This is a genomic window from Lysinibacter sp. HNR (assembly GCF_029760935.1).
Classification (GTDB): Bacteria; Actinomycetota; Actinomycetes; order Actinomycetales; family Microbacteriaceae; genus HNR.
This window is the reverse complement of sequence record NZ_CP121684.1, coordinates 1,512,916-1,532,980: the sequence shown is the minus strand read 5'-3', so window position 1 is coordinate 1,532,980 and position 20,065 is coordinate 1,512,916. Positions and strand designations below refer to the sequence as shown.

Annotated in this window: 20 protein-coding genes and 1 tRNA gene; 5 read left to right on the top strand and 16 right to left on the bottom strand. The window is 54.6% G+C overall.

Annotated elements, in window-relative coordinates:
- From tatA to FrondiHNR_RS06880, 9 genes are read right to left on the bottom strand one after another with little or no spacing between them, the layout of a single operon-like run.
- Window positions 1–261, bottom strand: coding sequence for a twin-arginine translocase TatA/TatE family subunit (gene tatA / locus FrondiHNR_RS06920; protein WP_279352054.1), 261 nt, complete (start codon window positions 259–261; stop codon window positions 1–3).
- 58 nt (window positions 262–319) lie between these two features.
- Complete coding sequence (locus FrondiHNR_RS06915) at window positions 320–1,315, bottom strand: WYL domain-containing protein (protein ID WP_279352053.1); 996 nt, start codon at window positions 1,313–1,315, stop codon at window positions 320–322.
- Window positions 1,308–2,333 carry a WYL domain-containing protein gene (locus FrondiHNR_RS06910; RefSeq protein ID WP_279352052.1) on the bottom strand — a complete coding sequence of 342 codons (1,026 nt, stop codon included), beginning with the start codon at window positions 2,331–2,333 and terminating at the stop codon, window positions 1,308–1,310. The genes FrondiHNR_RS06915 and FrondiHNR_RS06910 overlap by 8 nt, the downstream gene beginning before the upstream one ends.
- A 17-nt stretch (window positions 2,334–2,350) precedes the next feature.
- On the bottom strand, window positions 2,351–3,274 hold the full coding sequence (locus FrondiHNR_RS06905) for a hypothetical protein (RefSeq protein ID WP_279352051.1): 924 nt from the start codon (window positions 3,272–3,274) through the stop codon (window positions 2,351–2,353).
- 32 nt (window positions 3,275–3,306) lie between these two features.
- The gene (locus FrondiHNR_RS06900) at window positions 3,307–4,347 is read right to left on the bottom strand and encodes a tRNA (adenine-N1)-methyltransferase (protein ID WP_279352050.1); all 1,041 of its coding nucleotides are present in this window, start codon (window positions 4,345–4,347) and stop codon (window positions 3,307–3,309) included.
- Window positions 4,334–5,038: an HAD family phosphatase gene (locus FrondiHNR_RS06895; protein ID WP_279352049.1), complete on the bottom strand. Its 705-nt coding sequence runs from the start codon at window positions 5,036–5,038 to the stop codon at window positions 4,334–4,336. Before FrondiHNR_RS06895 ends, FrondiHNR_RS06900 begins: the two co-directional genes overlap by 14 nt.
- A 20-nt stretch (window positions 5,039–5,058) precedes the next feature.
- Entirely contained in the window at window positions 5,059–6,345 is a 1,287-nt protein-coding gene (mshC, locus tag FrondiHNR_RS06890; RefSeq protein ID WP_279352048.1) for a cysteine--1-D-myo-inosityl 2-amino-2-deoxy-alpha-D-glucopyranoside ligase, read from the bottom strand.
- An 8-nt stretch (window positions 6,346–6,353) separates the two neighbouring features.
- Window positions 6,354–7,178, bottom strand: coding sequence for an undecaprenyl-diphosphate phosphatase (locus FrondiHNR_RS06885; protein WP_279352047.1), 825 nt, complete (start codon window positions 7,176–7,178; stop codon window positions 6,354–6,356).
- A gap of 43 nt (window positions 7,179–7,221) precedes the next feature.
- Entirely contained in the window at window positions 7,222–8,520 is a 1,299-nt protein-coding gene (locus FrondiHNR_RS06880; protein WP_279352046.1) for a M20/M25/M40 family metallo-hydrolase, read from the bottom strand.
- 155 nt (window positions 8,521–8,675) lie between these two features.
- On the opposite strand from FrondiHNR_RS06880, the gene FrondiHNR_RS06875 reads away from it, so the two are divergent.
- Window positions 8,676–8,759, top strand: a tRNA-Leu gene (locus FrondiHNR_RS06875).
- 63 nt (window positions 8,760–8,822) lie between these two features.
- Here FrondiHNR_RS06875 and FrondiHNR_RS06870 read toward each other — a convergent pair.
- From FrondiHNR_RS06870 to FrondiHNR_RS06860, 3 genes are all read right to left on the bottom strand, one after another.
- Window positions 8,823–9,917 carry a leucine-rich repeat domain-containing protein gene (locus FrondiHNR_RS06870; protein ID WP_279352045.1) on the bottom strand — a complete coding sequence of 365 codons (1,095 nt, stop codon included), beginning with the start codon at window positions 9,915–9,917 and terminating at the stop codon, window positions 8,823–8,825.
- A gap of 163 nt (window positions 9,918–10,080) precedes the next feature.
- A complete protein-coding gene (locus FrondiHNR_RS06865) occupies window positions 10,081–11,400 on the bottom strand; it encodes a hypothetical protein (protein ID WP_279352044.1) in 1,320 nt (439 codons plus the stop codon).
- Between the two features lie 99 nt (window positions 11,401–11,499).
- On the bottom strand, window positions 11,500–13,329 hold the full coding sequence (locus FrondiHNR_RS06860) for a DEAD/DEAH box helicase (protein ID WP_279352043.1): 1,830 nt from the start codon (window positions 13,327–13,329) through the stop codon (window positions 11,500–11,502).
- A 77-nt stretch (window positions 13,330–13,406) separates the two neighbouring features.
- Here FrondiHNR_RS06860 and FrondiHNR_RS06855 point away from each other — a divergent pair, with 77 nt between their 5' ends.
- Window positions 13,407–14,189, top strand: coding sequence for an SGNH/GDSL hydrolase family protein (locus FrondiHNR_RS06855; protein ID WP_279352042.1), 783 nt, complete (start codon window positions 13,407–13,409; stop codon window positions 14,187–14,189).
- A gap of 15 nt (window positions 14,190–14,204) precedes the next feature.
- Here the strand turns inward: FrondiHNR_RS06855 and FrondiHNR_RS06850 are convergent, their stop codons facing one another.
- Complete coding sequence (locus tag FrondiHNR_RS06850) at window positions 14,205–15,014, bottom strand: RNA methyltransferase (RefSeq protein WP_279352041.1); 810 nt, start codon at window positions 15,012–15,014, stop codon at window positions 14,205–14,207.
- A 92-nt stretch (window positions 15,015–15,106) separates the two neighbouring features.
- Here FrondiHNR_RS06850 and FrondiHNR_RS06845 point away from each other — a divergent pair, with 92 nt between their 5' ends.
- Complete coding sequence (locus FrondiHNR_RS06845) at window positions 15,107–15,946, top strand: Sir2 family NAD-dependent protein deacetylase (RefSeq protein ID WP_279352040.1); 840 nt, start codon at window positions 15,107–15,109, stop codon at window positions 15,944–15,946.
- Here the strand turns inward: FrondiHNR_RS06845 and FrondiHNR_RS06840 are convergent.
- Window positions 15,930–16,895, bottom strand: a complete 966-nt coding sequence (locus FrondiHNR_RS06840) for an alpha/beta hydrolase (protein WP_279352039.1) — start codon at window positions 16,893–16,895, stop codon at window positions 15,930–15,932. The genes FrondiHNR_RS06845 and FrondiHNR_RS06840 overlap by 17 nt on opposite strands.
- Window positions 16,896–16,989: 94 nt before the next feature.
- Between FrondiHNR_RS06840 and FrondiHNR_RS06835 the strand changes: the two genes are divergently transcribed.
- Window positions 16,990–17,691: an exonuclease domain-containing protein gene (locus FrondiHNR_RS06835; protein ID WP_279352038.1), complete on the top strand. Its 702-nt coding sequence runs from the start codon at window positions 16,990–16,992 to the stop codon at window positions 17,689–17,691.
- A 94-nt stretch (window positions 17,692–17,785) separates the two neighbouring features.
- On the opposite strand, the gene FrondiHNR_RS06830 is transcribed toward FrondiHNR_RS06835, so the two are convergent.
- Window positions 17,786–18,034 (bottom strand): type B 50S ribosomal protein L31, encoded by a 249-nt coding sequence (locus tag FrondiHNR_RS06830; protein WP_279352037.1) that lies wholly within the window; start codon window positions 18,032–18,034, stop codon window positions 17,786–17,788.
- 218 nt (window positions 18,035–18,252) lie between these two features.
- Between FrondiHNR_RS06830 and bla the strand changes: the two genes are divergently transcribed.
- On the top strand, window positions 18,253–19,179 hold the full coding sequence (gene bla, locus FrondiHNR_RS06825) for a class A beta-lactamase (RefSeq protein WP_279352036.1): 927 nt from the start codon (window positions 18,253–18,255) through the stop codon (window positions 19,177–19,179).
- Here the strand turns inward: bla and FrondiHNR_RS06820 are convergent.
- Complete coding sequence (locus FrondiHNR_RS06820; RefSeq protein ID WP_279352035.1) at window positions 19,174–19,956, bottom strand: ABC transporter ATP-binding protein; 783 nt, start codon at window positions 19,954–19,956, stop codon at window positions 19,174–19,176. The genes bla and FrondiHNR_RS06820 overlap by 6 nt on opposite strands.
- Between the last annotated feature and the right edge of the window lie 109 nt (window positions 19,957–20,065).

Sequence of the window (20,065 nt, the reverse complement as noted above, 5' to 3'; positions counted from 1 at the left end):
CTATTGCTGTGATGATGTGGTGGAATTACCGGTTGACACACTACTGGTGGTGGCCTGAGAATTCTGCGTGGTGTTGTTCTCGGTACCAGATCCGTCAGGGGCTGATTGGGCACCAGCATCGGCTTTCATCTCGCCACGAAAAATCTTCATCGATTGCCCCACACTACGGGCCAGCGCAGGAAGCTTTGACGCCCCGAAAAGGAGCACTATAACAACAAGAATGATGATGGCGTGCCATCCTGAAAAAGCGTTTCCAAGCATGTTTTTTCCATTCCTCAGATGGTCGGTCTCTGCCTCATTCTACCCCATAGATTTTGCGCTAGTCAGAGTAATTGCCGAGAGCCTCGCGAGCCCACCGGGCAATGCTCTCACGGGCGAGAGGCGGCGCGATGACCTCAACCTGATCAATGTGTGTGAGTGCGAGGTGGCAGATACCGGCGTAGCCGGTGACTCGAAGGGTAACGAGTGTGCGACCGGTTCGCTCTCCCGCTTTCTCCTCCGGTCCAACAATCTCAGGCTGGTAATCCTGGATCAGGCTGAGACCGGTGTCCGTGGCCGCCAGCGTTACCACCTCGTGATCCTCCCGGGGGTCAAAGAACGCGTGGTATCCATCCTCGCTCAATGGATGTTGGTCAACGGGGACAGACGTTATCTCAAGACCTGACATGCGGTCGATGCGAAAAAGGCGCACGGCTTCGCGCAAATGGCACCAGCCTCGCACATACCATCTGTCATCTGAGGACACCAGCTCAAGGGGATCAACCGTTCGCCGCACGGTGTCACCCGATGCCGTGCGATAGGCAAAATTCATTTGGACCTGGCCAGCCAGGGCCTGCTGTACAAGCGAGAGGGAGGTGTCGGAAGCGGGAGAGTCAATTGCAACCGTATTGCGTTGATGAACCGCGCCGGAGCGGAGCTTTCTCATCAGAAGCTCGATATTCCCGTGAGAACTCACATTTGGAAGGGCGCTGAGATACTGCAGTCCGGCCAGGAGCGCAGCTGCTTCTGTGCCGGAAAAGCGTGGAACATCGTCGATGCCCACGTATTGACGAAGTACCACCTCATCGTGCTGCTCAAGCGCATCCCAATCGATATCAAAAAGATCGGGATCCTGGTAGGTGGAAGTTTCTCCGGGAATACCCGCGGTTCCTAAAAAACGCGCGATCCCTCGAACGTACTGGGGTGTAACCCCAAAATCTTTAGCGATTTCTGTTACGCTTGCCACTCCTCGGTCAATCAAATAGGGCACGAGCGTGAGCAAAAAAGCCAGCTTATCCGGAGCTAAAAAAGGGAGAGAGGAAGATGCCTTAGCCATAGATGGCCACCGCTCGCTGCAACTGGTCACGAACCGCGACGCGCAGGTGTGAGGGAGAGTCCACGATAACATCTGGCCCGTAACCGGCAAGTTCGTCAGCTAGAAGGGTGTTATCGACGGAACCGATGATTATCGTGTGGTAGCCGTTTGTGTCCAGTGCGGGGACTTGGGCATCGGTATCCGGTACCGCTCGCGCCTGGAGACGGGCGGAGGCATCGGTGTTGACCTGGACTCGAACCCGTGCGACGTTTTTACGTGCCAACTCGCGTAATTGTGTGAGGGCCTCTGTCGCGTAGTCCACGGTGTTATCGGGGATGAAAGAGGTGAGTAGATTGCTCACCCTGACGGTAGAAACGATACGAGACAGGAGAAAGGTTCGAGGTGAGTGTAGCCTTATGTCAAACGAGAAAAGATGCCACCGGGAGCTAAAGCTCACCAGTGCAAGCGGAACAACCGTGCGGGCATAAGCTTTTTCGCCCGGCCTAGCATAGTCAAAGGTGACCTGCTGTTGGGTTTCAACGGCTCGCAGGAGCGCGCCAAAGGATGCGTCTCGCGTGTGTACTCGGGGCGAATACCCCAGCAGGGAGTCATCGGAGTCTACCCCGAGTGATGAAAGCTTCATGAGGGAGCGGCGCGACTCTGCCGAGAGAGAACCCTCCCGCCAGACGGTTGAGGCCAGGGCTAAGAGCGCACGCTCATGGGCGTCAAAGCTGAGTCCGGGCGGTACTTGGTATCCCTCTTTACGAATCTGGTAGCGGGTGAGCTGATTATTTCCGGGTTCCTCTGGCGCATCGATTGTTTCGAGAGGAATTCCAAGCTCACGGATGCTGTCTTTATCACGCTCGAATTGACGCTCCAGGCTCGCATTATTAGCGCCCGGAACAAAGCGTTCAGCGTACCCATAAACCGACGAGAGAATCTGCTGCTTAGTCAGTCCGTTGCGGCTTGCAACAAGAGCCAAAACCACGCTAAAAAGCCTATTCTCCGTGGGAACGCTACGAGATTGAGGGAGGGCCATATAGCCTACTCTAACTCCTAGCGAACGGCTCGAAGAATATCGATCACAAAGACGCTGGTGTCGCTGCTGGGGGCAACCATAACAATCTGGCTGCCCTCTGTCTGACCATTAATCGCGTCACGAATCGGATCCTCCCCTTCTGCCGGTGGAATTGGCTCGATGGCGTTTGTCTCCCACGTGGAGTAGGTAACTGCGCGTGTGGCCCAATTCACGACGGTGGCTTTCACAAGAACAGTGTCTTCAGCGGTCACTACCCTACCGCTGCCCTTGATGTTCACCTCGGTCTGCTGCTCTTCTGGTGCGTCACCACTGGGAAAAATGAGTCCCGGGCGACCGTTGGGAGCGGCCACTACTGTGGGGAAGGAATTGGGAAGCTGCTGTGAAATTCCCTCGGAACGGCCAGGAATGACGTCCTTCACATCGGCAATCATGATGATCTGGCTGTTTTTCCCGATAGCCTCGGCAAATTGCTCTCCCTGCTGTTTACCAAGAAGCCCCTCGGGGAGCATGGTGAGTACAAGACGAGTTCCTGCGGGGGCGCAGCGGAAAGCTCCGTAGGCATTATCATCGTTTGTCTCTGGGATGACAATGGGGGTGATTTGGCCTTCCCCAAAAGTAGACTCAAGTTCTTCGCCCGTTAGTCCGTTGTACAGGGCATAGTCGATCTGAACCACGTCACCGGTCTGAGCGGTGGGACCCGTACCCAGCGATATTACGGAACGCTCGGTCTCGGTTCCCTTGATCGGCGTGGGGAATTGCACGTCCGGATTCTTGCCAAAACCGTCACTCACGCTAATACTTTCTGACACAGAACCTGCTGAAAACGGTGGTGTACACCCTGGAACCGTGGTGCGGTCGCCAGCGGCGCATGCGGTAAGGGAGGCAACAACGGCTGCTACGGCAAGAACGGTTACGGATCGCACAAAAACTCGATTCATCATGTCAAATTCTGGGAAACTACCCGGCCAAAAGTCTATCCGACTTCAGAAGCCGGTTTGTGATTATCTACGCTGCGTCGTGAACGAGAGTGAGAGGCTCGGCTTTCTGCCTGCCTAATCTTTTTGCGAAGACTCTTGTCGCTCTTGTCGTGAAGGCCCAGTGCTCCGGGGGTCCATGCCTCCACATCCTCGGCCGAATAGTCCTGTTTTGAAGGACGGCGTTTTAGCTCGGGTAACACGGTTCCCGGGGCAAGGCGGCGAGCGGTGATTAAAAATCCAGTGTGAGCGATCATCCGGTGATCGGGTCTCACCGCAAGTCCTTCCACGTGCCATCCTCGCACCATGGTTTCTGAGGAGGCGGGATTAGTGAACTCCCCCGAGGAACGGATTGCCTCTGCCACGCGGGAGAGCTGGGTGGCGGTTGCGACGTAACAGAGGATAACCCCACCGGGCTTCAGCACGCGAGAACCCTCCTCAACGCACTCCCAGGGAGCCAGCATGTCGAGCACCACACGATCCACCGTATGGTCGTCAAAGCGCTCTTGCAGCGATTCTTGAAGATCGCCAACAGTGAGAGACCAATTCTCTGGTGTGTACCCGAGAAAACCCTCAACATTGCCGCGAGCGATGGTGGCAAACTCGTCCCGTCGCTCATAGGACGCAAGCCTTCCGGTGGGTCCAATAGCCCGCAAGAGCCACAGGCTCAGAGCGCCGGAACCGACCCCTGCCTCAACAACGGTCGCTCCGGGAAAAATATCCGCCTGGGTGATGATCTGGGCAGAGTCTTTGGGGTAGATAATGGCGGCACCCCGCGGCATAGACATCGCAAAGTCGCTCAGGAGAGGACGCAGCGCCAGATACTGCTCCCCCGCCGTATTGGTGATAACCGAACCATCGGGCTGACCGAGAATATCGTTGTGCCGGAGGACACCACGGTGACTGTGAAACTCACCATCGATCCTGAGCGTAATGGTGTGCATTTTATTCTTTGGGCCGGTGAGCTGTACGTGGTCATCGGGCTGAAAAGGGCCGCTAAAAGGCCGTGGTGTGTTGTCGACGGTATTACCGTTGCTCACGTTGCACCCTCTCAAAAGGAGTTGAAGCACGGGCCGAGGAAAAGCTCCGAGCAATGTGGTCTGTTGTTTTTCCTTCGAGCGTGGACCATAGTTCATGAAAGTCGCCCGTTGAGAGATCAATGACGTGGGGAATCCCAATGGTTACCGTCCCCGCACTCCAGGCTGCGCGCAACCCGTTAAGTGAGTCTTCAAACGCCACGCACTCGTGGATATTCACATCAAGGAGCTGAGCCGCGTAAAGATATGAGTCGGGTGCAGGCTTGGCCGCGGGCACCTCGTCACCACAGACCGTCACAGTAAAAGGGGTCACCGGAAGGTGTTCGAGGATAAGATCGGTCAACGCCCGGGTTGACATAGTGACCAGAGCAACCGGAATCTTTGCGTCGTGTAGCTGAGCGAGCAACTCGATAGCGCCGGGACGCCAGGGCATATTCTCGAGGGTGAGAAGCGACGCCACACGCTGCGTCAGCGTGGCGACGATCTGGTCCTCGCTGAGCAAAATGCCACGAGTCCGCATGATCTCTGCGGCATCCCACAGCCCCATACCCGTCATCTGCTGACGATCGCCATCGGTTATGATGACGTTATATTCGCTCGCCAATTGATCTTCTGCAATATTCCAGAGAGGTTCGGTGTCGATAATGGTGCCGTCCATATCCCACAGGACAGCGGCAGGTGTCAGTATGCTCACGGGTTTCGAGTCTACCGTTGCTACCTGTGAAGTTTGATCCCAAGAAGGGAGTCAACCGCATCAAGAACCAGGGCGGGATCATCCACCCCCATCACGGCTGCGGTATCCACGGCCTGGAGTGCGGTGGGTGCGTCCAGGTCCTGCGAAAGAGCAGATCTCATATCGGAGAGTAGGTCGTGAGCCTTTATGAGGTTGCCCTCTCCGGAGGAGGGTAACGCGGAAGCTGCCGTGTTTTGTGGTGACAGGGTGAACGCTGAACGCCACAGGGCAAGTCGTTTTTGCGCCCTGTGGAGTAGCTCTTCTTTCCATTCCCACTGCGTACGGTAGTGCTGCGCCAGCAGCGTGAGCCTAATAGCCGCGGGTTCAATTCCCTCGGTGGTTAACCGTGAAATAAACTCCAGATTTCCCTTGGACTTGCTCATTTTTTCACCCCGATAGGAGACCAGCGCGGCGTGATTGAATATTTTTGCGAGGGAACGGTTATTCAAGGCCAAAGCGTGTCCTGCGCTAAAGTCATGGTGCGGGAACACGAGGTCAACTCCCCCACCCTGTACGGTGATCTCGCTGCCGAGCGCCTCAACCGCAATCACCGAACATTCAACGTGCCATCCGGGGCGTCCCCTCCCCACGGGACTCTCCCACGACGGCTCACCCTCCCGCTCTGCAAGCCACAACAGGGGGTCAAGTGGAGATTTTTTGCCGGGTCGATCGGGGTCTCCGCCACGCTCTCGGTTGAGTTCTTCAAGCGTCTGCGGGTCGTATGGCGTGGTGCTACCAACAGACCACTCGGTGAGGCGTGCAGCGGCCTCGTTATCGAAGTAAACATCTCCCTCGGTGCCAGACACCGGAACGCGATAGGCAAAGCCGTCTTTGAGTAGTTGGTCGACTCCCGCGGCAATGTGGTCAATCGAGTCTGTCACAGCAACGTAGTGTTGTGGCGGGATGATGGAGAGGACCTGCATATCGCTCCGAAAAAGATCGGTTTGCTCCTGAGCCAGATCACGCCAGTCAACACCGGTTGCGGATGCGCGCTCAAGAAGAGGATCATCCACATCCGTCACATTCTGCGCATAGAGGATATCCAGCCCGGCATCCTGCCACACACGTAGAAGCAGGTCGTAAACCAGATAGGTCGCCGCGTGCCCGATATGGGTTGCGTCATAGGGGGTAATGCCGCACACGTAGAGGGTCGCTGTGTTCCCCTCGGGTTGGGCTTTTACAAGCCTTCCACTCCGCGTATCAAAAATGGAAGGAACCGTTCCTGTCCCCGGCAAGACGGGGACGCTCGGAACTGACCAAGACTTCACTGGAACTCCTATGCGCTAATAAGGCCGGTTGATAACAATACAATGAGTGCCCCGCCTAGAAGGATTCTATACACAACAAAGGGCATAAAACTGCGCTTTGAGATGTAGCTCATGAGAAACGCGATGACAAGAAGCCCAACGATAAAAGCTACAGCCGTTGCCACGAGGGTTTCTCCGGGTCCAAATGGGCTGGGGATATCGTCCTGCTTAAAAAGTTTGTAAAAGCCGCTTCCAAACACGGCCGGGATCGCGAGGAGAAATGAGTAGCGCGCTGCTGAGGAACGATCGTACCCCATGAGGAGACCCGCGGTGATAGTCCCCCCAGACCTGGAGACTCCCGGAATGAGGGCGAGCGATTGAGCGAGGCCGTAGAAGATTCCGTGCTTAACGGTCAGATTTTCTAAGGTAAGCCGTTTCTTTCCCACGTAGTCGGCGACCCCTAGGATGATTCCAAAGATGATAAGGGTGGCTGCTATAATCCATAAAGATCTAAAAGTGGTGTCAATCTGATCCTGGAAAAGAACCCCCAGGACAACTATGGGAATACTGCCAACGATGATCAACCACCCCATACGAACATCCGGATTGTTTTGTGAAACTTTCCCGACAAGAGATTTACACCACTGCCCGATAATCCTGACGATATCTTTCCAAAAGAACACCACCACTGCAGCTTCGGTACCCAATTGGGTAATCGCCGTGAACGTTGCCCCCGGGTCTGCGGCCGAAGGCAAAAACTCCCCCACAATACGAAGGTGAGCGCTCGACGAAATCGGCAAAAACTCGGTGAGTCCCTGAACCAGCCCAAGGATGATTGCCTCGATAAAACTCATGTGTTCCCTCTCTCGTGGTTAATAAATAACCCAGCTCACAAGGTTAGTAGGTGGAGAGTAAATCTGTGAGAACCCGATGGCCAAAATCGAGCGAATCGAGGGGAACCCGCTCGTCTACACCGTGAAACATCCCCGGAAAGTCTAAGTCGCTGGGGAGTCGTAGCGGGACAAAACCGTATCCGGTAATCCCGAGCTTACTCAGAGCTTTATTGTCGGTTCCAGCGGCAAGAAGGTAAGGCAGGACGTGGGCATTGGGGTCATGAACTTTGATGGTGTCCACGATCTTGTCGATAAAGGGACCCTCGTAGGGGGTCTCAAGTCCTACATCCCGGTGAATGATTGAGATTTCTATATCATCACCAACGATGGCCTGTATCTGCTCCAGTACCCTTTGCTCATCCCCCGCAAAAGCTCGAACATCGATCAGGGCCTCTGCCGTATCGGGGATAACGTTGTGCTTGTAGCCGGCCTCGAGAACGGTGGGGTTGGCAGTTGTGCGCAGAGAAGCATGGATAAACCCTGAAGCGTTACCGGTTGCAAGAACGATGTCATCGGGGCTTACCGTCTGAGGATCAACCCCCAGCAATCGGGCAAGCTCAGAAACCAGTGTGGCTGTTGTGTCAGTGAGGTGAATTGGCCACTCGTGGCGTCCCAGGTTTACCAGGGCCTCGGCCAACCGGGTTAACGCGTTTTCGCGTACGACGCGTGAGCCGTGAGCAGCCACTCCTCTCGCGGTGAGCTTAATCCACAACAGTGCTTTTTCACCGGTTTGCAATAGGTAGGCTCGTTTACCCCCAACCGCGATCGAGTAACCGCCAACCTCGCTCACGGCTTCCGTAGCTCCGGCAAAGAGTTCCGGGTGATTGTCCACCAGATAGTGGGATCCGTAGATTCCACCATTTTCTTCATCGGCAAAAAAGGCGAGTATGAGATCTCGTTCTGGCTGTCCGTGAGAGAGAATCTGCTCCACACTCGTAATGATCATGGCATCCATGTTTTTCATGTCTACCGCTCCGCGTCCCCAGAGCATTCCCTCTTTGACTTCTCCGGCAAACGGATCAACAGTCCAGTTTTCTGGATCGGCGGGAACGACGTCAAGGTGTCCGTGTACTACCAGGGCCCCCTTCCGTGGGTTTTTCCCCTCTACTCGGGCAACAACACTGGTTCTACCCGGCTCAGAATTTATGAGCTGCGGTTTAAGCCCTAAGACCTCAAGCTTGTCTGCAACATACTCGGCAGCCTGTGCTTCTCCTCGAGATTTTCCACCCCCGTAATTTGTCGTATCAATTTGGATAAGCTCTTGGGCAATACGAGCGGTGGGCGAAAGGGAGTGATCAGACATACTCTCTAGGCTACCGGGGGCGGGGTCGAAAAGAGTTCTATAGGAATATTTTCTTGAATTTACAGCAGATTTGTTACGAAGTGACCCAAACAGTAAAAATGGTGTGCGATTTCGTGCTAGAGTTTTCTACGGTCAGTTGTTCAAACTGATTTCACGCGCGGGTGGCGGAATAGGTAGACGCGCTAGCTTGAGGTGCTAGTGCCCGCAAGGGCGTGGGGGTTCAAGTCCCCCTTCGCGCACGTGAAAAATGGTCCTTCAGCCAGATTTGGCTGAAGGACCATTTTTGTTAATCGTCTTGTTTGCTACGGGGTGCGAATAATGGGTTGGATAACGGTTCCGCCAAAGCTTCGCGACAGGTCTCCCCTGAAGGTATAGGTCAGTTCTGTAGCGCCGGGGGCGATGTTGCGCCATTCAATATGGTGATAACGGTTCTGCCAGCCTTGGCCACGTGCATACGTGTGATCGGAGGTGCTGTCGATAGTTATGCTGTTGATTCCGTATCCCGAATCGTCGTAGATATCGTTAAGAAAAATCCTGGTCGGCAAGAAGGACTGAATATGGCTTGTTGCTCCGGCAGGAATTTCGATTGGCTCGGCGGTAACAACCTGGCCTCCCCCAATAAACCTTCCAGTACGTCCCACATCAATTGCGCTGACATTGAATAGTTTATTATTGCTTATGTCAACCCAGCCAATTTTATTTGGAAACATTCCGCGACTCACCTGCGAAAGGTCGTTGTTTGCCAGGTTAAGTCGGGCGAGGCTGGGGGCGGCAACGGGTTCGGCGAGGGTGTTAATCTTGTTGCTGCTCGCATCAAGGCTATTGAGTTGTTTTGCCTCGGCAAGTTCTTTTGGCAGGGTGGTTAAATTATTATTGCTTACGCTAAGGTGCGTGAGTTTTGCGATTGACCCAATGTACGAGGGTAGCTCAGCGATTTTGTTATTGCTGAGATCAAGGCTCTCGAGGTTTCGAAGGCGGGCAAGCTCTTCCGGAAGCGTGGTCAAAGCGTTCGAGCTCAGGGTCAATGTCTTCAGTGAACGCAGTGTCCTGATCTCCCCGGCGGGAAGAGTCTCAAGGTTGTTTCCCGAGAGGTTCAGCTCGGGGATAAAGTAGGCCTTTCCAAGCCCTTCAAGGCTGCGTATCCCGCTGTTAGACGCGTCAACGGGGTTTTCGAGATTAAATAACTCATCCTCGGTAACCGGCTGGGACGCGGAACGATTGGGGTCTATCGCTTTGTTGAGAGCCTGTTGAAGGCCCGGGTCAGGGATAACGTTTATTGCTTGCTGCGCTGCCTGAACAGTCGCCACACCGGGTGTTGCGTGCGCAACTCCGGTGAAAGCCACAGAGCCCGTGGTTACGAGCGCTGCAGCAGAGAGAACAGTGATTGTTTTTTTCATTGCTTATCTCACTTTCGGGGGGATATTTAAAATCACTATAACGACCCCTATAAACAACGATGGAAACTCTAGGCTAATTAACAGGATTAAATAAGAATCTTACATATTGAAACTTGATATAAAGATATTAATGCATATTTAATACATGCATTTATAGCATGTATTATCCTCTGTTCCACAACCCTGAGAGCAGATCAAAAGGATGACTCAGGCGCCAACCAAAGCCCGGAGCCGTTATCTCATCGGTGGTAATCAGTCTCACAGGCGCCGTGCTGGGGGCTGTGGTGGCTACCCCCACCTCCTCGCCCCTGGTAACCGTGCGATGAGGGCCGGTCAGATCGTAAGACGTGGTAACGCCCTCGCCATTCCACAAGATGGTTGACACAGAAGCTTCTGTGACGACGTCAACAGTCTCATCCCACGCGGAGGTGAGGGCGGCAACCTTGTTCCGCTCACCTATAACCTCTTCGCGTACCAGATTATCGTCGAGACTCAAGCCCAACTGTAGAGCAAGATCATCCCGAATGCCCCTGCTCTCTGCCCCCATCACAACCCCAACAACCGTTACGGATTCGCCGTCAATAGAGAGATCCCGCGCAAAGAGTAAGCAATAGCCGGACTCGTCTAGAGTGCCGGTTTTGACCCCTCGAAACCCGTCTCGTCCGAGAAGGGTGTTTGTTGCTTCAATCGTCCCAACCAGCGGAATGCTAGCGGTCTCTAAGGATACAAGCTCGCTCACCACAGGATTCTCCAGAGCGATCTTAGCCAAACGGATCAGATCACCGGGCGAAGCCACGTTTTGGGGATCAAGGCCCGTCGGATCAACAACCTGTATGGAGGTGAGACCATTTTTGACAAGCCATTCTTGTGCCGCCGTTAAGTAGTCCTCAACAGACCCGTAAGCCCAAACAGCAATTTGCTCCGCGTAGTTATTTGCGGAGGCCACCAATACTCCGGTGAGCAGTTCTCTCTCGCTTAAGGAACGTCCCGGAAAGACGGGGAGGGTACTTCCGTTCTCGCCCGCGATTCGATCCCGAATGGAAGAATCTTTGTCGCTAAAGGCGATGGCTGGCCCCGCCTCGTCGCCCGTAATAGGCTGAGCTTCAAGAACCACCAGCGTCGTAACAACCTTGGTAATGCTCGCCATGGGACGCGGCATATCGTCCGTGGAGCTTGTCAGGATTTGGTCTTTATTCAGTACTCCGAGCGCCGCCGAAGCTCCGGTCGTAGGTTCCGGCCACGCGGGAGTGGCCGGAGAGGCCTTCACGAAGCTTGCGCTTATAGCGCCCTCTATGCGCAGAGCCGGCAGCGGTGCGCTGAGTGCAAAAATAATGTAACCCACACCTAAGACGAGAAGAAGCGCGGTAGCACGCCTTCTCCAAAACTTTCGTTTTCTTAATCGGTCAGCGCGGTTGATCCGATCGTTGTGGTGAGAGGCAGGCTCCGTCGTATTCGACTCGACCCCCGATGTTTTATTCAGCATAGTTATCCAAATGGTTAGAAGCTCTTTCAGCAAAGAGTAGCCGACTCAAACCACCTGTTTATGAAAGAAGACCTAGAAACAACACAGAGTGAGGAAAAACTAGTGACTGTGATTAAGTCTTTTCCGCAGTAGGGCGATTCGCGATTGGATCTGGGTAACACTGGCCTGGGGCACCGGCGGGCCCCCGCAGAGCCGACGAAGTTCCGCGTGAATCATTGCGTGCGGTTCTCCCGAAATCTTTGCGTACATTCCCACCAGACTGCTGAGCAATTTTCGCTGCTCCTTGAGCGTACGGTAGAGGGGCTCCGGTGCCTCCGCAACCTCGCTCAGGTGCTCCGTTTTGCCTCGCTTCTCAGCCGAACGTTTTGCCTGGCGGGACTGGCGTTGAATAAGTAATTCCTTTACCTGATCAGGTTCAAGGATGCCCGGGAGCCCGATAAAATCGAGTTCTTCTTCACTGTTAATATCTGCGTAGCCGCCAAACTCTCCGCCGTCAAAGAGTGCACGATCAAAGTGTGCATCAGATTCTATCGCGGTGAATTGGAACTCCCGAGTGAGCTCCTCTGAAGCCCTCTCTTCGCGGTTCGCTGAGGCCACCATTGCGTCTTCTTCGCTCCAGAGGTTGCCTTCAGCATCATCTGAGGGTGGCCGATCAAGAGCGTGGTCTCGTTCCAACTCCATTTCAGCTGCAAGGGCCATCAAGCTGGGAACGTTGGGGATAAAAACCGAGGCAGTTTCTCCGCGTCTCCTGGACCTTACAAAGCGTCCGATTGCCTGTGCGAAAAAGAGCGGGGTCGCCGATGAGGTCGCGTAGACCCCAACGGAAAGCCGAGGGACATCTACCCCCTCCGACACCATGCGTACGGCTACCATCCAGCGTGAGCTACCTTGAGAAAACTTGTCGATGTTTTCAGAGGCCTGCTTATCATCGGACAGGATGAGCGCAACGGGTTCCCCCACTATTTTTTGTAGCATTGCAGCGTATGCTCTAGCCGCGGCGTGATCGGTGGCAATCACCAATCCCCCGGCGTCTGGAACGCTCAGGCGCACCTCGGAGAGTCGCTTATTAGCTGCGCTCAGGACCGAGTTCATCCACTCACCCTCGGGGTCGAGGGCCGTACGCCAGGCCTGAGAGGTGATGTCTTTGGTGTTTCCCTCGCCGAGGCGTGCCTCCATATGATCGCCGGTGCTGGTCTGCCACCGCATGAGTCCGGCATACACCATAAAAATTACGGGACGAACAATACCGTCTTTGAGCGCGCGGCCATACCCGTAGTTATAGTCCGTGAGAGATACTCGGATGCCGTTCTTGTCAGGAGCGTATTCAACAAACGGAATGGGAGCGGTATCTGATCTGAACGGTGTTCCCGTGAGTGAAAGGCGTCTTTTAGCTCGCTCAAAAGCCTCGCGGATGCCGTCACCCCAGCTGAGCGTATCACCGCCGTGATGTACTTCGTCCAGTATCACCAGGGTGTTTCGTTCAGCTACAAGACGCTGATGGAGCTCGGGTTTCATGATGACCTGGGCATAGGTGAGGGCCACCCCGTCAAAGGGCCGTTGAATGTGTGCGTCACTGTTTTTAAAGAGGGGATTTAACCGGATACCCGCGCGTGAGGCGGCATTTGCCCACTGAGTTTTCAGGTGCTCGGTGGGTGCCACCACCACGATACGGTCAATCGTTCCCCTACCCCGCAGCTCTGCCGCCAGACGTAGGGCGAAAGTGGTTTTGCCCGCGCCGGGAGTTGCGGCGGCCAAAAAGTCGCGCGGTTCACTCTGAAAGTATGCGTTAAGAGCTTCTTCCTGCCAGGCTCTGAGGTGTGCCGCTGTCCCCCAGGGGGCACGCGCGGGAAAGGCAGGTGAAAGGTGCTCGGCGGCGTGTGTGCCGGGAGCATGCCCTGGGCCATCTGCTATGGGTTGCGCGTTAGTCACGACCTACAAGGATACCCTCAATAGCTGAAACCCATGCACACTTCCACTACCCTGGTATGTATTAGGAGGCTAAATAGATGACGCAAAAACACCCGTGGTCCCGTTACGTTGCTCTCGGGGATTCTTTTACCGAGGGCATCGGAGACCCTGAGCCAAGCAGCCCCGGTGGAAATCGAGGATGGGCTGACCGTGTTGCTGAGGTTCTTAACGAAAAAACAGATAACTTTGTCTATGCTAACCTGGCCGTCCGAGGGAAGCTCGTAGACCAGATTATCGAGGAACAGATTGATCCCGCTATCGATCTGCGCCCAGACCTCATCACCATCTCTGCCGGAGGTAACGACGTGATTCGTCCCGGCTCGGATCCCGATGCGGTAGCGGCGAAGTTTGAATCAGCTATTGCTCGCCTCAGCGCTAATAATCCCACAATAGTTCTTTTTACCGCGGTCGACGTCGGCTTTTCCCCCGTATTTCGTACCATTCGCGGCAAAGTTGCTATCTACAACGAGAACGTGCGTAAGATCGCCCACCGCTACGACTGCATCGTGGCAGACCAGTGGGCCAGCGATGAGCTTCCAGATGCCCGCATGTGGGCCCCCGACCGCCTGCACCTCAATCCGCTTGGACACCACGCGGTGGCGAGGATTGTTCTTGAAGCTCTCAACGTTGAGAACGACCTTGTCCCCATGCGCCCGGAGCCGCTTCCTGCTCACTCCTGGCGAGAAGCCCGCAGAGAAGATATTTCTTGGGCACGCGAATACCTGGTGCCCTGGGTTATACGTCGTATTCGACATCAGTCTTCGGGAGATCATATACTCCCCAAGCGCCCGGAAGCCAGGGCGGTCTTTCCGCAGGAATAAGTGTGCGTGACGGGGCTACTTCCGCACCCGCAACTCCCACAGGGCCACGGCCGAAGCGGCGGCAACATTGAGCGAGTCGATTTCTGCCCGCATGGGAATCGTGACGACGGTATCGGCCGCCTCTAAGGCCTGATGACTGAGGCCATCCCCCTCCGTGCCAACGACAAAAGCGATTCGATCGTGGTTGTGTTGAGCAAATCTATCGAGGGTCTCCGCCGTCTCCGAAAGAGCCAGAGCAGCGATGTGAAATCCTTGTTCATGGAGCAGCCGTTGACCCTGTTCCCAATCCGGAAAACGAGTCCAGGGAATCTGTAATACCGTACCCATGCTCACCCGAACGCTCCGTCGATAGAGCGGATCCGCACAGCGCGGTGTGATAAAAACGGCATCGGCCCCCAGCCCGGCAACCGAGCGAAAAATGGCACCAACATTCGTATGGTCAACAATGTCTTCGAGAATAATCACACGCCGAGAGTCACGAAGTAGCGTCTCGGGTTGTGGTTCAGTGGGGCGTTTCACCGCCGCGAGTGATCCTCGATGCACGTTGTACCCGGTAAGTTCTTCGATTACCCGGGTCTGTCCCACATAAACGGGTAGATCCGGATAGGAGGAGTACATCGTTTTAATATCGTCCAGCCATTTTTCCTCCGTGAGGACGGCCAAGGGTTGATGACCTGCCGCAAGCGATCGTGCCATCACTTTATTTCCCTCGGCGAGATAAATCCCCTGCTCGGGCTCCGTGACGCGGCGTAGTTTTACGTCAGTGAGCTGAGAGAAGTAGGCTAGCTCGGGAACATTGAGTTCGGCGATGGGAATCGGGCGCATCTCCCTAGAATATCCGCTGATCCCCCTAGAGGAGTTCGAGCATCGCGGTGGCAGTAGGGAATATTCTGTTCAGAAAAACGTTACTATGCAGTGTGATTAAAAGCGCGTACACCTCGATCTTGACCACCCTCTCTGAGGGTCCCTGGGCGGTCCTCACCGGTGCAGGCATCAGCACAGACTCGGGTATACCTGATTACCGTGGCGAGGGTGCGCCTCCGCGAAATCCGATGTCGGTGTCACAGTTTTTGGGTGACGAGGCCTATCGCAAACGCTTCTGGGCGGGTAGCCACAGGGCCTGGTCTACTTTTACAACCATTGTTCCGAACGAGGGTCATCGGGCGCTAGCCAGACTCGAATCGGCAGGTGTGGTTAACGGTGTTATTACGCAAAACGTCGATAATCTGCACACCCGTGCCGGTTCGTTGAGAGTTGTAGACGTGCACGGATCGATGAATCGAATCCGATGTCTCTCCTGCGGCCAGATCTTCAGCCGTGCCAAGATTGAGACTCAGCTCCGCGAACGTAATCCACGATTTGGCGAGGACACGGCTGTTTCTCTTGCTCCCGATGGGGATGCCGACGTAACCAATGTTGATTTCTTTCAGGTGCCCACCTGTTCTGTGTGTGACGGGATGTTGAAACCGGACGTTGTTTACTTTGGTGAGGTTGTTCCTGTTGAAAAGTTCTCTGCGGCGCAGGCCATCGTGAGCGAGGCATCCGGTCTCTTAGTTCTCGGCTCCTCGCTCGCGGTTAACACGGGAATTCGTATTTTGGAACAGGCCCGGCGCGAAAATAAGCCCATCATCATCGTCAATCGTGGGACAACCAAGGGCGATTCCCGGGCTGCACTCCGGGTAGAGTCCGGCATCACCGAGTTTCTTGAGGGCTTAGAGCGCTCTATCGCTACTGCGCGTGTTACGGAGCCTCAATAAAATCCCGGATAATCTGGGCTGCCACGGCGGGTTTTTCATAGTGAACAAGATGCCCCACACCCTCAATAATTTCTAGCTTTCCCCGGACAAAGCGTCGCGCCACTTTTTTTTGCGCGGATATCGCTGTGATGTCGTCTCGGTCGGCCGCGATAAGAACGGTTGACACAGGAATATCTTGTGCAAACTCGCTCACGTCGTGACTCACCGACGCTCGAAAAGACTCCAGGACAACCTCTCTGCTGGCAAAAGCGCTGAAGTAGAGATCGTGTTGATGATGAATCCAGCGTCGCAATTGTTTATCCCGTGTTTTTACCATTGCAACGCTTGAAAGCCTGGTAATTAATCGGTTGGTGAGAAACGCATATCCCAACCTCTGGGGAAGTTTAGCCCCGAGCCAATAGTAAAATACCGCCAATCTAGTCAGAACACCACGCGGACCACTCAGCGCAGGTGCTCCAATCGGGTTAACCAGGAAGAGCTTGTCCGGCCTGAGACCGGCGGCAACGGCCGCCGAGCAGATAATTGAGCCAAAAGAATGCCCCAGCAGATAGAGCGCGTGGTCTGCTTCGCTCACCGCGCCGACAAAAGCCTTGAGCCACTCAGCGTAGGCCTCTATATTGTGCTGACCCCGGAGAAAAGCGGGTGATGTCCCGAACCCCGGCAGATCGGGAACGATGAGACGATACTGAGGCAACCGGGCCGCAATCAAAAGCAGCCCGTGATGGTCCCCTCGAAACCCGTGTATCAGAACAATGGTTGCCACCGAAGAACCGTTTTTGGTAGGGGTAGCGGGCGGGTATTCCCAATAGCTGGTGTGATGTATGGGCATTCCCCGAGCGTTACGAATCTCAATCGTGCGCTGCGTGCCGATCAGCTTTCTGAGAGTGTCATCCGGGGCGAGGTTATGGGAAACGGCTAGTCCCTCAGCCGGAGTATTGTGGGATGTCATCGCTGTAAGTCTACGCAATTCCAGGATAAAACCTCCTGGTAATCTCTTACTCATGAAATCGATCTGTGTCTGAGGTTGCCCCTAGAGTAGATGTATGACTGAAAACTCTGTGCCTCTCTGGTGCCAAAATCTCGCCGTCTTTGACACCGAAACCACGGGAATTAACACCTCCGAGGCCCGTGTCGTCACCGCTACACTTGCGGTTTTAGATGCACAGGGGGCTGTAACCGAACGGCACGACTGGTTTATTAATCCGGGTGTCGAGATTCCTGAAAGAGCCACTTCCGTTCACGGTGTTACAACGGCGCAGGCGGTAGCCGGCGGAATGGACGCCGCAACGGGCATAGGCCAAATACTAGATCGTATTCGTGAGCTTTTTTTACGCGGACTCCCCCTCGTGATCTATAACGCGCCCTACGACCTTGATGTTATTCGTTACGAAGCCCTCAGGTACGGGATAGAACCCCTCGCGGCCCCCGCTCCCGTACTTGATCCCCTCATTATTGATAAAGCGGTGGATCGCTATCGCAAGGGCAAAAGAACGCTCGAGGCAGCTTGCATGCACTACGGGGTTGTCTTGGGCAGTGCACACGACGCGGGAGAAGACGCCATTGCGAGCGGACGGGTCATGCAGCAGATTGCGGCCAGGTACGTGTCAAAGATTCCCGAAGACCTCGAGGAGATTCACCGCAGTCAGGTTGTTTGGGCGCAGGAGCAGGCAGAAAACTTCCAAGAATATATGCGACGGCGCAACCCACAATTTGTTGCTGACGGAGCCTGGCCCGAGCGGCTCTAGCCTTGTTGCTCTATGCCTGTTTGCACGGGCACACAAGTGGGGGCCTGATGCGTATGATCGCGTCCGGCCCCCACTATTTTGGGGTTTTTAGTGCTTACGCACCAAACCCTTTAAAGCGCTGGTTAAACTTCTCTACGCGTCCGGCAGAGTCAAGGATCCGCTGCTTACCCGTGTAAAACGGGTGCGATTCGCTTGAGATTTCAACGTCGATAACGGGGTATGTTACACCGTCAAGGTCGATGGTTTTCTCGCTGGTTACGGTTGAACGAGTAAGAAACGTTGCCCCCGATGCTAGGTCGCGGAACACTACCGCCTTGTACTCCGGGTGGATTGCTGTCTTCATCCGATAATCCTTTGCTGGTTATGGGTCATGCTACCCACGGTGGGCACATAAGTTTTTGAGGCCGAGGGCCAGCTATCTACTTTAGCAGATGCTCTTCCCTTTCGTCAGTTTTCTCTCGCTAAGACACGCGATTTGTCCACCTAATACAAAAACTAATGCACGGCTAAATAACAGAAAATTTGAGGTTTATACTCGTTTTTCTCTCCTAGACTGCGTAAATGACAAATCATATGACTCGTAGAACGGCTCTTTCCCTAGCCCTGAGCATTCCACTTGTTGGTTGCGCTGCAACAACCCCTAGCCGGAACACCCGTGGTTCAGGAACACAACAGTCAGAGGAAGAATCACCGGCACCTGGAACAGATAAAAAGTTTCGGCAGCTTGAACAACAATATGAAGCGCGTTTGGGGGTTTATGCCGTGGATACGGGGTCGAGAAAAAGCATTGAGTTTCAAGCCGACGAGAGATTCGCCTACTGCTCAACGTTTAAAGCCATTGCAGCGGCCGAGGTTGTGCGGCAGCGCGAAATTGCCTCGCTCGAAGAGGTCATCAGGTACGCAGCAGAAGATCTAGTGGAGCACTCACCAATTACCGAACAGCACCTTGCAACAGGTATGACGATTCGCGAACTCTGTGATGCAACCGTGCGCTACAGCGACAATGCCGCGATAAACCTTCTCCTGCGTAGCATTCTTGGTGGGCCCAAGGGGCTAGAAAGCGCACTGCGTACCCTGGGTGATAACACGACCCAAATGGAACGCTATGAGCTTGAGCTTAATACGGCAATACCGGGCGAGGTCCGCGATACCACCACCCCCCGAGCGTGGGCACAAACTCTACGAGAATATGCCCTCGGCACGGCCCTTTCGGAAGAGAAAAAAGTAATCTTTGTTGACTGGCTGGTGAGAAATACTACCGGAGACGAACTGATCCGAGCGGGCGTTCCACAGGGCTGGAAAGTAGGAGATAAAACCGGCGGGGGCGATTACGGCACAAGAAATGATATCGGTATCGTCTGGCCACCGGATTCACAACCGATTGTGCTTGCCGTTCTGTCGTCCCGCGCCACTCAGGACGCTACGTTTAATAACGCGCTTATTGCTGACGCAACTCGCGTTGCAATCAGCGCGATCAGACAGCTATAGCCCACGTGCAGTGTAACGACCATTAGTCGTGACAAGCTCAAAAGGCAGATCAAATGTCTGGCTCAGGTTATCTGCAGTCAGTACGCTATCGAGGGGACCCTGGTTCACAACTTTGCCACCGGAAAGGAGCATAGCGTGGGTAAAGCCCGGAGGAATCTCTTCAACGTGATGGGTAACCATGACCATTGCGGGCGACACCGGGGAGCTTGCATAGCCACTCAGTAGCTGCAATAGCCGCTCACGGGCCCCCAGGTCGAGGCTTGAGGCGGGCTCATCCAGCAATAAGAGTTCCGGATCGGTCATGACGGCCCGGGCAATCATGACACGCTTCTGCTCTCCGTCACTCAGCGTACCAAAAGATCTCTCCGCTAGTTCATCCAGATTCCACTCGAGCAAGACACGCTTGGCGCGTCTCAGATCAAGCTCATCGTAGCGCTCGTTCCATCGGCCCTCCACAGAATAGGCAGCGGTCAGCACCACGTTAAGTACCGTCTCATGAAACGGGATACGCTTGGCCTGTGCGGAGGAGGAAAATCCTAGACGTGTACGAAGCTCAAAGATGTTCACCCGACCCAGACGGCTCTCCAATATGTCAACGTTCCCTGTCGTGGGGAAATCGTGTCCGGTGGCGAGACGAAGCAGCGTAGTTTTTCCCGCACCGTTTGGCCCAAGAATCACCCAGCGCTGATCGGCCTGAACGTCCCAGGTAATATCGTCAAGGATGTGATTACCGTTACGAACATAAGAGACATGAGAGAAAGCAAGAACAGCAGACATGGCATAAGCTTACCGACACATCCAGGCTCCACCGCGCTCTTTACTCGGTGTCGCAGAAGAGTCTGAAAGACAAGACGCAGACAGATTGATGACCCGGCGAAAGCAGAAA

What these genes read in the sequence shown, in the direction of transcription:
- FrondiHNR_RS06905 (WP_279352051.1), bottom strand. Translation starts at nt 3,274, where the DNA reads ATGATGAATCGAGTTTTTGTGCGATCCGTAACCGTTCTTGCCGTAGCA.
- FrondiHNR_RS06885 (WP_279352047.1), bottom strand. Translation starts at nt 7,178, where the DNA reads ATGAGTTTTATCGAGGCAATCATCCTTGGGCTGGTTCAGGGACTCACC.
- FrondiHNR_RS06855 (WP_279352042.1), top strand. Translation starts at nt 13,407, where the DNA reads ATGACGCAAAAACACCCGTGGTCCCGTTACGTTGCTCTCGGGGATTCT.
- FrondiHNR_RS06820 (WP_279352035.1), bottom strand. Translation starts at nt 19,956, where the DNA reads ATGTCTGCTGTTCTTGCTTTCTCTCATGTCTCTTATGTTCGTAACGGT.
- FrondiHNR_RS06850 (WP_279352041.1), bottom strand. Translation starts at nt 15,014, where the DNA reads ATGCGCCCGATTCCCATCGCCGAACTCAATGTTCCCGAGCTAGCCTAC.
- FrondiHNR_RS06915 (WP_279352053.1), bottom strand. Translation starts at nt 1,315, where the DNA reads ATGGCTAAGGCATCTTCCTCTCTCCCTTTTTTAGCTCCGGATAAGCTG.
- FrondiHNR_RS06865 (WP_279352044.1), bottom strand. Translation starts at nt 11,400, where the DNA reads ATGCTGAATAAAACATCGGGGGTCGAGTCGAATACGACGGAGCCTGCC.
- FrondiHNR_RS06910 (WP_279352052.1), bottom strand. Translation starts at nt 2,333, where the DNA reads ATGGCCCTCCCTCAATCTCGTAGCGTTCCCACGGAGAATAGGCTTTTT.
- FrondiHNR_RS06880 (WP_279352046.1), bottom strand. Translation starts at nt 8,520, where the DNA reads ATGTCTGATCACTCCCTTTCGCCCACCGCTCGTATTGCCCAAGAGCTT.
- FrondiHNR_RS06840 (WP_279352039.1), bottom strand. Translation starts at nt 16,895, where the DNA reads ATGACATCCCACAATACTCCGGCTGAGGGACTAGCCGTTTCCCATAAC.
- FrondiHNR_RS06830 (WP_279352037.1), bottom strand. Translation starts at nt 18,034, where the DNA reads ATGAAGACAGCAATCCACCCGGAGTACAAGGCGGTAGTGTTCCGCGAC.
- FrondiHNR_RS06835 (WP_279352038.1), top strand. Translation starts at nt 16,990, where the DNA reads ATGACTGAAAACTCTGTGCCTCTCTGGTGCCAAAATCTCGCCGTCTTT.
- FrondiHNR_RS06870 (WP_279352045.1), bottom strand. Translation starts at nt 9,917, where the DNA reads ATGAAAAAAACAATCACTGTTCTCTCTGCTGCAGCGCTCGTAACCACG.
- bla (WP_279352036.1), top strand. Translation starts at nt 18,253, where the DNA reads ATGACAAATCATATGACTCGTAGAACGGCTCTTTCCCTAGCCCTGAGC.
- tatA (WP_279352054.1), bottom strand. Translation starts at nt 261, where the DNA reads ATGCTTGGAAACGCTTTTTCAGGATGGCACGCCATCATCATTCTTGTT.